Genomic DNA, 12,168 nt, shown 5'->3' on the forward strand with positions numbered 1-12,168 from the left:
TTTTCATCGCAAAATCTTTCTCCTCGGAAAGAGTTATTATATATGCTCTTATAAACCCTGTATGTATTCTGCTAACTTATTTATCTCTATTCCCTAAAAAAATCCATCCTTTTGGCAAGTTTTTAATTTTCCATTAAAAACAAGAGGAAGAGATTATTTTCTCTTCCCCTTTAACCTGTTAATAAAAATCAGTTTTTTTCTTTATATAAATATCACCAATTAAATAAACTACAACCCGTATGTTGATCACCAACATTTTTCTATATTTTAATAATTATTAATTATTCTTTAGTTGTTAGATTAGTTTGTGATTTTTACGTATTATAGTTGATTTTCCAATCTATAACCTGTCTCGAAACAACACAATAAATGGAGAAATAGCCCCCTGAAAGATTGTGTGTTCCTTTCTCCTATTAAAAATCGGCATAGGCACTATAATACATTATTATTTATTTATCTCTTTCTTAATTTCCTCGGGATCTACCTTTTTATTGTAGAAAAAGTAGGCTTCTGCTGACTTTCCAATAGAATAAGTAGCAGCTGCAGCGACTGATCCTGACAATAAAGCACCTCCCACTGGAATTAGTTTTAATAATTGCCTTGCGCCTTCTCTAATTCCAATAGCTGCTCCAACATTAACACCCACCGCTCCTAAATATTCAAGCGCAGTATTTTTTGATAATTCTCTTCCGGATAAAGCCCCAATTATAGATATCATTAACATTTGTAGAGGAGTTAGCAAAGAAATATCAGATAAAGGAATAGGTGAACTACCTATGCCGCCTGCAATTCCTGTAAATCTTTTTATAAGTGAAGATGAAATTTTTCTAAGCTGTTCTGATCTCTTTTGTGCTTGAAAAAAATCCAATTGTGCTGATTCATCAAGATGGTTACCTATTAAATCAGATAAAGTGCTTATATTCCACAAATCCCCCTCTAATGAAGAAACAGGAATAATTCCTACATAATTATTGTCTGTTGTCTCATACCCATAGTATGGATAATTTTTATTAATAGGCAATCCTTCCAGTTTCAATACATCATCAGCCATATAATCAATAATTTCTAATAAATGTCCCGCTTTTTTTGCATTTTCTTCTGGCGGCCACTCTCTAGGATTCCCAATAGTATCAGCTTTATTTAGAACCAAAATAGTTGGAATTCTTAGCTTATGTTCTTTCTTAACCGTTTCCATTATTTCATTATAAACTTCAAAGTCATTGGATAGATTTCTTGTTTCAGGTGTGCTAATTACATGCATTATTACGTCAGGATTATATTTTATTATACTATTCTTTAAAACTGTCACTGCATCTTCTTCTAGAGAGTGTGTAGGCTTTGTTGTTTCAAATATTCCTCTAGTATCTACTATCTGCCATGTTGAATGTAATTCTGGAAATGTAATAACATATGGAACGGATTCAGGTGTTTCTGGTTTTACATCATTTACTGCAGCTACTTCTTTTCCTGCTAAAGCATTTATTATTGAAGATTTTCCATGACCACTTCTACCCATTAATAACATAATCGGAGGACGACTATCTTCTACTAATTTTCTAATTTCTTCAATTGCAGGCCCCATAACCATTTTTTTTAGAAAATTTTTTGTATTTTCATTTAATCCAACAGCTATAACATCGAATAATTCATCGATTGACTTTAAAAGTTCTCTTGTCTTTTCTTTATCAATTGCCATTCCTAAAACCCCCTATTAAATTACTTCCTTTTCCCAAACCTGTTCTCTCCACAAATAGATGAAATACCTCAATTAAACTCTACTGTCGCTTCACCAAGACCGATAACATTATTAAAATCAAACTTCTATGTCATTTTTATAGTTTCTACGAATAACATAATTTATAGGAATATTATAACATTTCAAAATAAAAATCTTTAAGCAATCGGTAGCATTAACTATATTTAATAGGAAAAAATTCTTGTTTTATCTAAATTAATATTTAGGAAAGGTTTCTTAATAAAGTATATAGTTAAAAATAACATATAATTAATATATCGTTGCATATGAGATAGTGGCAAAAATGCATTTGATTATGGAAAATGACTAATGATTTGGAGAGGACTATCGATATTTCTGGCTCTGTTTGATGTTCTTGAAATAGAAAGTTTGTATATCGTTAACATTTACCTTAAAAACTAAAATATAATCTTTTCTAATCTAATAATGTTGTAACCTAACAAATTTGATAATATATATATTAAGTTTCACTGGAACGAAAAAGGGATTATACTGTTACAATTCCTTTTTCGTTCTTTAGTTTGCAGTTACTTATGATATGGTTCCCCCTTAATTATCCTAAACGCCCTATACACCTGCTCCACCAAAATTAACCTCATCAACTGATGTGGAAATGTCATCTTTGAAAACGACAAAGTTTCATCCGCTCGCTTCATAACATCTTCACTCAACCCCAACGAACCACCAATCACAAACACGATCTTGCTCTTTCCGTATGTAGCAAGGTGATCAATCCGCTCGGCGAATTCTTCGGATGTTTTCATTTTGCCTTCGATGGCGAGGGCGATGACGTGGGCGTCGGGGTGGATTTTGGAGAGGATGCGGGAGCCTTCTTTGGCTTTGACTTGGAGCATTTCGTTTTCGCTTAGGATTTCGGGGGCTTTTTCGTCTGGGATTTCGATGATGTCTACTTTTGCATAGGCGGAAAGGCGCTTCAAGTATTCATCAATGCCTTGTTTTAAGTATTTTTCTTTTAGTTTTCCGACGGTGATGATTGTGATATTCACAATGGTTTCCCTCTCTTCATTAACGGGTAGTGGTTAAAACACACTTTTTCTAAAGTCTTTAACCAATTTACATATTATTCGGGACTTCTTACCCTGAACTATAGTTATAAACATATTACACACATATTACAAACAACTTATACACAGGAGTTATCCACATATCCCCAAAATGTATCCACATTTTGTATGCGAATATTAGTTCCCCACAATATATGCAGCTGGATTTTCGCAATATTCACAGGGTGTGGATAATCCATCCTCTGTTTTTATTTCCTCTAAAATTGGAAATGTTTCGTATTCATCCACGATGACATCCAGTGCTAATTCTACATGTTCTTTGCAGCAATAAATCATGTTAATTCCTTCTTTCTGTTGTTTTGCATTACTTTTATATAGTAACTATCCACAATTCTTTAAAAGTTATCCACCTTATGCACATTTTTCCTCTTGTTTATCCACAATTCATTGTATCATCAAATGAAAAAGCGAGAAAGCCATCATTCGCTTTCCCGCTTCCTCTCTACTTTACATGCGTGTTTCATCCGTCAGTTTTAAGGTTACTTGTTCTTTCTTTCCACCTCGATAATAAGTGACTGACATGGAATCGCCGACTTTTTTCGTGTTGTATAAATGTTTTCTTAGTTCTATAACATCTGCCACTTTTTCATTATCTAGTTGAACGATGACATCCATTTCCCTTAAGCCTGCCTTATCAGCAGGGGAATTCGGTACGATCGATTCAATCATAATTCCTTCTGTTACATCAGGAGGCAGTTTCAATGTTTGCTGCTGATGGTAAGCAGAGATTTCAGCTACGTTTCGAAGGGTGACTCCCATCGCAGGACGTTTCACTTTTCCATATGCCTCAAGATCATTAATAATGGGGACGACATAGTTGACCGGAATAGAAAATCCGATTCCTTCAACGGCGCTTTGGGCAATTTTCATCGAGTTGATTCCGACGACCTGTCCAGCAATATTAATTAAAGCTCCTCCACTGTTCCCAGGGTTTATGGCAGCATCCGTTTGGATAACTTCCGCATTCCAATCTGGGATTCCGTCATTGTTAATGTCAACAGGTACCGTACGATTCACACCTGATACGATTCCTTGTGTGACAGAACCAGAAAACTGCAGTCCTAATGGGTTTCCAATTGCAAGCACAGGTTCACCAATTTTTAATGCATCAGAATCTCCAAATTGATTTACTTGTTCATTTCCGATTCCTTTTGAACTGATTTCGACAACCGCCAAATCAGACCATACATCTGTCCCTCTTAGCTTAGCGGCTACCTTCGTTCCGTCTTGCAAAGTTACTTCCAATTGGGTGGCACCTTCAACAACATGGTTATTCGTTACAATATAGGCAGCATCCCCGGCCTTTTTATAAATAACTCCTGAACCAACACCAGCTTCTTGTTCTTGACCTGTTCCCGACCAGAAGTTGGCTGACTGGATATTCGTAATTCCGACCACTCCTTTACTCGCACTTCCAACCGCTTTCGTCACGTCTGTCGTCACATCAAGAGAGAGATTTTTCGTTACATTATTATCTTCCGTTCCTTGATTCGTTTCAATTCGCGCTGTATTTAAATCCGTTTCGTTTTTGTTGCCCAAAATATTCGGGTAGATAATAGCAACAAGTAAGGCTCCTATAATTCCCCCTATCAATCCAGTAAAAAAACCAGATCTCCCACGTTTCGGTCGATAGCGGTTTGGGTTGTGATCATCGTAAAATCCCATAAAACACCTTCCCTTTCTATAGCTCCATACCTCTTAGTTTGCCTTTATAAATACATATTATAATAATTTGAGAAGAAATAACAAAATATTAAGCCAACAGAGAGTAGACTTTTCATCGGTGTATAGAAGATGTTAACTCGTTTGGATAGTATCGAATCGTCCATCATTAATTAAAAATTGCCCGTTCGTATTGAAGAAGCTACTACATATTGTTTTCGAATTGTTCAATAAAATCGACTTAATTCCGTGTAGATATTGGAATCTTCCTCAATAATAATTCAATAAATTTACAAATTATTTCATTATTACAGTCATGTATCGATGATAAGCTAGAAGTATGGAGTTGATACTAATGGTTCAGTCTACTAAAATTAATAATTTACTACTTGAAGCAATACAATTTATAGAAAGTTGTTACGATGAACTCGGAATACCCGAAACAAAAAAGTTGAAACGAATTCAAGAAATAAAAAATGAAATAAATGTTACTGGAACTTACGTTCATAAGACTTTTGAATTAACACACGGAGCAAAAATGGCTTGGCGTAACAGTAATCGTTGTATTGGACGATTACTATGGGATACCCTACATGTTTTTGATGCACGAGATGTACTTATAGCAGAAGATGCATATAAAAAATTAGTTAAACATATTGATTTTGCTACAAATGATGGGAAAATTCGACCTGCAATTACGATCTTTGCGCCTCGAAAAAATGGAACCGATCCCATCAGAATTTGGAACCATCAATTATTACGTTATGCCGGATACAAAGAGGGCGATAAAATAATTGGTGATTCAACATCTATCAAGCTGACCAAAATGTGCGAAAAAATGGGATGGCAAGGGAACAAAACTCCTTTTGATATTCTTCCTCTAGTTATCCAAGAGTCAGAGAAAAAACCTCAATTATTTAAAATTCCCAATGAAATCATTCAAGAAGTGTCGATAACTCACCCACAACTTGATAGTTTTAAGGAGCTAGGTGTAAAGTGGTATGCTGTTCCAATTATTTCAGACATGCGTTTAGAGATAGGCGGAATAGATTACCCGATGGCTCCGTTTAATGGTTGGTATATGGGCACTGAAATTGGAGCAAGAAACTTAGCAGATCAAGCCCGCTATAATTTATTACCAAAAGTCGCAAAAATAATGGGATTAGATACTAAGCAAAATGGATCACTGTGGATAGACAAAGCTCTAATTGAATTAAATATCGCCGTTATACATTCTTATCAAAAAGCTGGTGTAACCCTTGTCGACCATCATACTGCAGCAAAGCAATTTAAAAAATTTGAAGAAAATGAAATGAAAAATGGTCGACCTATCACAGGCAATTGGGCATGGCTTATTCCACCTTTATCACCTGCAACAACTCATATTTTCCATAATCCATATAACAATGAAATATTAACTCCAAACTACTTTTATCAAAAGGACCCTCAATCAAACTAAACGGACAGTTCCAAAAAATGATTATCTCGTCTGTTGAGTTCTTCGTTTAGATACTCCAGACAAAGAATAATATTGCTTAGGGGAGGATACTCCCCTCTCTGCGCCGCTCTTTATGTCGTATGCCCGTTTATACTCATCCGGGTACTGCATTAGATAATCTCCCCTGAGCCATGCATATTTTTTCCTTTGTAACAGAAACTGATAAAAAACTTGGAGAAAAATATGAAGAATAAACATATTGAATAGCTCAGTCAACAAATTCAAAATTTAAGAAAGCAACTTAATGAACTTGCAAAAGCTAAACTTCTGTCAGACCCGGAAGTTATAGAAACAAGCCAAAAGCTGGATGCATTATTAAATGATTTTGAGCGTCTGATAAAATCTAAAGAATAAATATGCTTAATACTGAAAATCTTCTAGGGGAGGATTCTCACCTTTATGCGTTTTGTTTTCGAAGTGTTCATTAACTGTTAGATATTTTCATTTGACTAGCTATTCTTCTTGAACGAACTCCACCTCATTACGTCCACAATTGTTACAGTACATTAAATGAGGGCAAATCTGATCTTTCGCTGTATTGGGATAGCCATCACCCATTTTTACAGTTTCTTGATCATTATAATGACCGTAAGGGTCTAAAAAATCAGATACCTTACCTGAGTCTTCTAATCGAAAACTACATTCCGAACAATATATTTCTAATTCTTTAAACGAGTTACATATAGGGCACATAGCCACAGTATCACTCCTTTTTGCTTTCTAATTAGTATCCAATTCTTTAATGGTTACTATGTAACAAACAAAAGGATTTCTAATTTAATCACGAGGATAACTGAAAAAGACACAATTCCTTGTACAAGAATTGCGCCCTTATTGATAAATATCCGTTTCAAATTTATTGCACAGTATCGTCATTTTTGTATTCACACAATATGTTTCTTCATTTGAAAATAATCTCGGTTTTAATAAAGGTCATCCAATATGTTTTGCCTTCATTTCACACTGAATGATATCTACTGCTTCTTCAAACATCTCTCTATTATTTCTATTTAGACCTTCCAATAATAGTACAACGTTATCAGCTGTCAGGAAAAAGGAGAGCTTTTCGTACTTTTCTTGAACATTTTCTTCCTCTCTCAGTTCCATCACTTTTTTTGAAAATGCTTCTCCACACTCTTCCAACAAATATACATATTCATAATCAGGGTCACCAATCTTTAAGTCACCAAAATCGATGATTCCAGTTAATTCTTGCCTCTTTTGATCAAATAATAAATGGTCCATCGATAAATCAGCATGAAGGAGCTTAGGTGAATATGTGAAATGGTTTTTATTTTTCAGGTATGTTTCAAATTGATAAGAAATATATATTTGCATATCTTTATTGATTTTAGCAAAGGCTTTTTCCTTCACCTCATTGAAAATGTCTAAGTAATATTGATAGAAATTCTTTTCAGGTATCTTTAAGTTTTTCGCCTGTTCAACACTGTATAAACTGATCTGATCCATAAACTCAGCGATTTGATGGGCGATTTTATTCTTTGTTTCTGATGGTAATGAGCAAAATAGTTGTTCATCCATGGGCTCTCCTGGTAATAATCTATAGCCGACAAAAGGATAACCATTATCTTGTTTCCCACAATAAATAAATTCCGGTATGTTTAGTGAAATATGTTTTTTTAGGTTCGGTAACGCCTTTATTTCTTTTTCTGTATCAATAGCTCCGTCTTTTTCCTTTGGAAATCGAAATACGACCTCATGATTGATCAGATAGCAACGACTCATCATGCCCTCACCAAGATGCTTGATATGAATAATTTTCATGTTCTCAAAATTATTTATAATCATATTCTTAACCCACTCAAACTCAGCACTCTCGATACTGCTATCCATCTTAATTAGTCTCCTTTAATATTGTGGCCATTTCCATTTTCAATAAAATCGAACCTTTGATTAATCCAAACATAATCCATGAAAAAATAACTATTATCTCTTAATATCTTGTAAAAAAGCATTTCGCTCCACTCCAAAAAACATTACACATCTTAATTCTAAACTTTTACTCAATATCCTGCTTTTTCGCTTAATAATATCTTTATAATGCTTTAGATTTTTAAATGTTTATTCAATAATCTGGCCCATTTACGGATTAAGAAAAAATCCTCTATATAACAGGTTTTTAGATCAAACTTTTTACATTTGTTACATCTTTTCGGAATTCGCTATCTCAATGGAAGTGGTAGCTTTCCTCTTTTTAAGAAACACAATTCCAAGAGAGATGTGAGCAATAAGAGTGACCAGCCAGAATACTGGAATGGTAGCGAAAGGAAATATGAATCCGAAAACAAGTGATAAATAGGCTAATAGCATGATAGCAGCTGATATAAGATATAAAACATGAATAAACATTGGAATGGTCTTTCGAGCCATAAGGAAAAATAGGATTAATCCTAACCCCCAGAATAAATCTGCCACATCAATCCTTGATTCTACAATTTGGAAAACAGTCATTTGAATCTGTTCGATGATTTCCTTTTGTTCAGCTGAAGCATGGATATACCGATTTGCCATATCCATAGCGACAGTCCACTGAAGATTTCCGGCTGACATTGGTATGATGAAACCAACGCCGATTGCTCCTAAGAAAGTGCTTTTGATTGGGTATTCAATTCGATAGAGACGAGCTAATGCAATGAAGAATATCGCAACTGACCCCCATAACAAATTGAGGGCGAGTCCTAACAATCTTAGTCCTAGCGGAACTTTTGAAGCTGCAATCATATAGGCCAACTCGATAGGGGCATTACCGCTTGAGCTCAATAATATCCCTATGGAGAGAAACAAAAGGAGAATGGGTAGAGGTAAAACAAACATCCACCTCGATAGAAAATGTAACCACAGTTTTTCTTCGCTTACTTTCATTTGCATCTTCCTCCAATAATTATTAAATATTTTCCAATATATTGTAATTCATTATATTTCTGAATAATATTATACCTAGGTATACTTTTTATCTGGAGGTTAAGGGGATGACCTTAGGTGCTGTAGACGATTATTATCATCTGATTAGAAAGCGGGAGCGAAGACAATTCGAGGAATTCCTGCGGCAGATACCAGAAAAACGTCAGTTTGGGAACATGTTGTATCTACAAGGCATTAGCGGAGTAGGTAAAACTACATTGTTGGACCAATTTGCAAAGATTGCAAAGGGAATGAATTTCGAATGGATTTTGGTGAACGGTAAAGATTCAATGTATTCCGAAGGCTTATTTGTTCAGCAATTGTTCCAGACCTTAGGTAAGGACGACAAATATCATGATTCACCGGTTATAGACTCTCTTCAGAGAGCTGCTTCTATTATTAATGGAATCGTTAAAAATAAATCTGTCGTTTTTGCGATAGACGGTTATGAATATATTTTATCTCAGGATGTATTCATTCGATTACATCTTATTAGTAAATTAGATCCCCGGGTACGGATAGTCATAACGAGTACGCAGATGTTACCCTCTCATTGGTTAACGGATTTACACCCACAGTGGCGAATAACATTCAAAGAAGTTCAGCCTTTTTCCTACCAAGAGGTTTTGAATCTACTATCGAGTCATCACTTAGACGTTAATACATGTAATACCATATGGAAAATTACTCGCGGACATGCCCTCTCCATTGCCTTAGCCCTTTCTATGATTCAGTCAAACGCATATGTTTCACTTGAGCATGTACATGATGGAGTAATTGACGAGATGAGTCGATATTGGTACGAGTGCATACCAGACAGTAAGCTTAAGGACTTGGTTACCGTCTCTTCATTATTGTTTCAGTTTAATCAAGAGATTTTAGAGTATGTATTGCAGAAAGAGATTCCCTCATCGTTATTCCATCAACTGACGAGTCTTTCCTTTTGTAGACCTTCGAAAAAAGGCTGGTATATCCATGACCTTGTTAGAGAAGCCGTTTATACCAATTTCCAACGAAGGTTGCCGAACCTTTACAATGAATACATAAAACGATGTGCTTTTTATTATTATCATCGACTAAAGGATTCTTTTAAGAAACAACAGGATGGGCTTGTCGAGAAGTTCTATCATTTTTATTTCTTCACAGGGGTTCCTTATGTACAAGACCTGTATTTTAAAGGCAAAGTTCAATCGACAAACTATTTTGAATGGATGAATCCGTCGATGTACCAGGAAGTACTCGATTATATCCAAAGGCGAAAACAATCAGTAACTCTTTCGGCAGAACAAATAGAATTAGACGGTATGACGGAAGAACAACATCTAACCATAATTTGTAATGAATTTGAACTAATTCGCCCTCAGGAACTTCTTGAATTTGGTGGAGATAGCGTTCGATTACTAAGGAATGAGGATAGGGAGATGATTGGTTTATCTATCGTGTTGCCTATACATAAGTACATCGACTATTTACGTGAGCAGCCCGTAATTGGACATTATCTTCATTATGCCTCTAAGTCAGAATCTGATTTAAAGCAAGGATCTAATTGGTTTCTTCGGATGTTTGATTCCATTGTTCCTATGACCGATGAAATAGTCCGCTCAGATATTTTAAAAGGCATCTTATCGTATATTGGCCCCAATCGTTTTCTTGTCACTTCAATTGCTTACCCTGGACTTGGCATGGTTCTAGAATCGTTAGGCTTTCAGCGAATACCCGATCTCATCCACTATGATTTCGGCGAGAATTTTCCAGCCTCCACGTTCGTACTAGATTTGCGAGGTGAAAATTTTTATTCTTTTTTAGACAATAAGATGGAACAGGCGGGGTATGCCTTACCACGGTCTCACAAATTCTCTTTTACGAGACGGGAACAAGAAGTAGCAAATCTACTATTATGTTGTAAAACAAATGAGGAAATTGCAGATGATCTACACATTAGCATTGTAACTGTTAAAAAACACATTGGAAATATATTTCAAAAGACTGGCGTTAAGAACAGAGCACAGTTTATACACCTAATGCTGCAGAGTTAAGGAACTTTAAATGATTTTTCCCTCTTAATATTTTCAATTTCAACTTTTTTAGTTGGTATTCAATTGATTTAGGGTTCTCTAATTAATAAAGGTATTAGTATATATATTTAGTATGGAAATGGACGGTCTCACAGTAACGTGGACTGTTTTTTAGATACACTCTTTGTAAAACTTATAGTTTGATTTTGGTACAAGTTGATTGCAGCGGAAGGTGGCGAGACTCCTGCGGGAAAAAGAGTATACGAGAGACCCCACAGGCACGCAGTGCCGAGGAGGCTCCCTAACTCCCCGCGGAAAGCGAGCCGCCTGAAGCGGAAATCAACGTCCAAGTAAGAAAACATTCTAAAATAAAAAAGAACGAATTCATCCGCAAATTACTCGAATGTCTTCATTCTTTTCTTCATCTTGCCTTATCTAAACAGCTGTTAACACCGTTGGCACAGACGGATCCGTATCAAACAGCTCAAACTGCTTCCCAACCGGCATATCTTTCGCTTCCAACGTCTGCTGCACGCTCATCCGTGCAAGATCCTTCATATTATTATCACGACTTAAATGCGCAAGGTAAATCCGCTTTGTCTTATCGCCAATGACGTCACTCATCGCAAGCGCTGCATCTTCATTCGACACATGCCCGACATCGCTTAATATTCTTCGTTTTACACTCCATGGATATCTGCCCATTTGTAGCATTTGAATATCATGGTTGCTTTCAAATACATACATATCCGCATTGGAAATAAGTCCTTTCATGCGGTCGCTAACATATCCTGTATCGGTAATCAGTACGAGTTTTTTTCCGCCTGAACGAAATATGTAAAACATCGGTTCTGCTGCATCATGCGAGACGCCAAATGACTCAATATCGAGTCCGCCGAATGTTTTCACCGTTTCCATTCCGAATACAAATTTCTGCTCTACTTTAATTTCTCCAATCATGCCGTCCATCGCCTGCCATGTTCTCTCATTTGCATAGATTGGTAGTTTATATTTACGGGCCATGACACCTAGCCCTTTTATATGATCACTATGTTCATGTGTGACGAGAATTCCATTCAACTTCGCCGGGTCGCGGTCGATTTCTTGAAAGAGCTTGTCCATTTGCTTGCCGCTCAAACCCGCATCGACTAAGAAGGAATGGTTTTCCGTTTCAATATAAATGGCATTGCCGGAACTGCCGCTCGCCAGCACACTGAATTGCATTGACAT

The 12,168-nt window shown here is 35.9% G+C and carries 11 protein-coding genes; 3 read left to right on the forward strand and 8 right to left on the reverse strand.

The annotated features are described in order from the left end of the window. Nucleotides 1–445: 445 nt before the first annotated feature. The 4 genes from KHA97_RS15425 to KHA97_RS15440 form a co-directional block, all read right to left on the reverse strand. Nucleotides 446–1,696 (reverse strand): GTPase family protein, encoded by a 1,251-nt coding sequence (locus KHA97_RS15425; RefSeq protein ID WP_213125587.1) that lies wholly within the window; start codon nt 1,694–1,696, stop codon nt 446–448. Nucleotides 1,697–2,283: 587 nt separating this feature from the next. Continuing rightward, nucleotides 2,284–2,763 carry a 23S rRNA (pseudouridine(1915)-N(3))-methyltransferase RlmH gene (rlmH, locus tag KHA97_RS15430; RefSeq protein ID WP_213125588.1) on the reverse strand — a complete coding sequence of 160 codons (480 nt, stop codon included), beginning with the start codon at nt 2,761–2,763 and terminating at the stop codon, nt 2,284–2,286. A 195-nt stretch (nt 2,764–2,958) separates the two neighbouring features. Next, nucleotides 2,959–3,117, reverse strand: a complete 159-nt coding sequence (locus KHA97_RS15435; protein WP_213125589.1) for a CxxH/CxxC protein — start codon at nt 3,115–3,117, stop codon at nt 2,959–2,961. Nucleotides 3,118–3,288: 171 nt separating this feature from the next. Next, on the reverse strand, nt 3,289–4,506 hold the full coding sequence (locus tag KHA97_RS15440) for a S1C family serine protease (protein WP_213125590.1): 1,218 nt from the start codon (nt 4,504–4,506) through the stop codon (nt 3,289–3,291). A 352-nt stretch (nt 4,507–4,858) separates the two neighbouring features. On the opposite strand from KHA97_RS15440, the gene KHA97_RS15445 reads away from it, so the two are divergent. Together KHA97_RS15445 and KHA97_RS24655 are read left to right on the forward strand one after the other, a co-directional pair. After that, the gene (locus KHA97_RS15445) at nt 4,859–5,962 is read left to right on the forward strand and encodes a nitric oxide synthase oxygenase (RefSeq protein WP_233713500.1); all 1,104 of its coding nucleotides are present in this window, start codon (nt 4,859–4,861) and stop codon (nt 5,960–5,962) included. A gap of 258 nt (nt 5,963–6,220) precedes the next feature. Then, the gene (locus tag KHA97_RS24655; protein ID WP_213125811.1) at nt 6,221–6,355 is read left to right on the forward strand and encodes a Spo0E family sporulation regulatory protein-aspartic acid phosphatase; all 135 of its coding nucleotides are present in this window, start codon (nt 6,221–6,223) and stop codon (nt 6,353–6,355) included. Between the two features lie 99 nt (nt 6,356–6,454). On the opposite strand, the gene KHA97_RS15455 is transcribed toward KHA97_RS24655, so the two are convergent. From KHA97_RS15455 to KHA97_RS15465, 3 genes are all read right to left on the reverse strand, one after another. Then, nucleotides 6,455–6,694, reverse strand: a complete 240-nt coding sequence (locus tag KHA97_RS15455; RefSeq protein WP_233713586.1) for a hypothetical protein — start codon at nt 6,692–6,694, stop codon at nt 6,455–6,457. A 240-nt stretch (nt 6,695–6,934) separates the two neighbouring features. Then, the gene (locus KHA97_RS15460) at nt 6,935–7,855 is read right to left on the reverse strand and encodes a phosphotransferase (RefSeq protein ID WP_213125593.1); all 921 of its coding nucleotides are present in this window, start codon (nt 7,853–7,855) and stop codon (nt 6,935–6,937) included. A 309-nt stretch (nt 7,856–8,164) separates the two neighbouring features. After that, nucleotides 8,165–8,884, reverse strand: a complete 720-nt coding sequence (locus KHA97_RS15465; protein ID WP_213125595.1) for a hypothetical protein — start codon at nt 8,882–8,884, stop codon at nt 8,165–8,167. Nucleotides 8,885–8,991: 107 nt separating this feature from the next. Between KHA97_RS15465 and KHA97_RS24485 the strand changes: the two genes are divergently transcribed. Then, nucleotides 8,992–10,959, forward strand: coding sequence for a LuxR C-terminal-related transcriptional regulator (locus tag KHA97_RS24485; protein WP_213125596.1), 1,968 nt, complete (start codon nt 8,992–8,994; stop codon nt 10,957–10,959). Between the two features lie 414 nt (nt 10,960–11,373). On the opposite strand, the gene KHA97_RS15475 is transcribed toward KHA97_RS24485, so the two are convergent. Beyond that, nucleotides 11,374–12,168 carry an MBL fold metallo-hydrolase gene (locus KHA97_RS15475; RefSeq protein ID WP_213125597.1) on the reverse strand — a complete coding sequence of 265 codons (795 nt, stop codon included), beginning with the start codon at nt 12,166–12,168 and terminating at the stop codon, nt 11,374–11,376.

Origin of the sequence: Lederbergia citri (assembly GCF_018343625.1) — a bacterium.
Classification (GTDB): Bacteria; Bacillota; Bacilli; order Bacillales; family Bacillaceae_C; genus Lederbergia; species Lederbergia citri.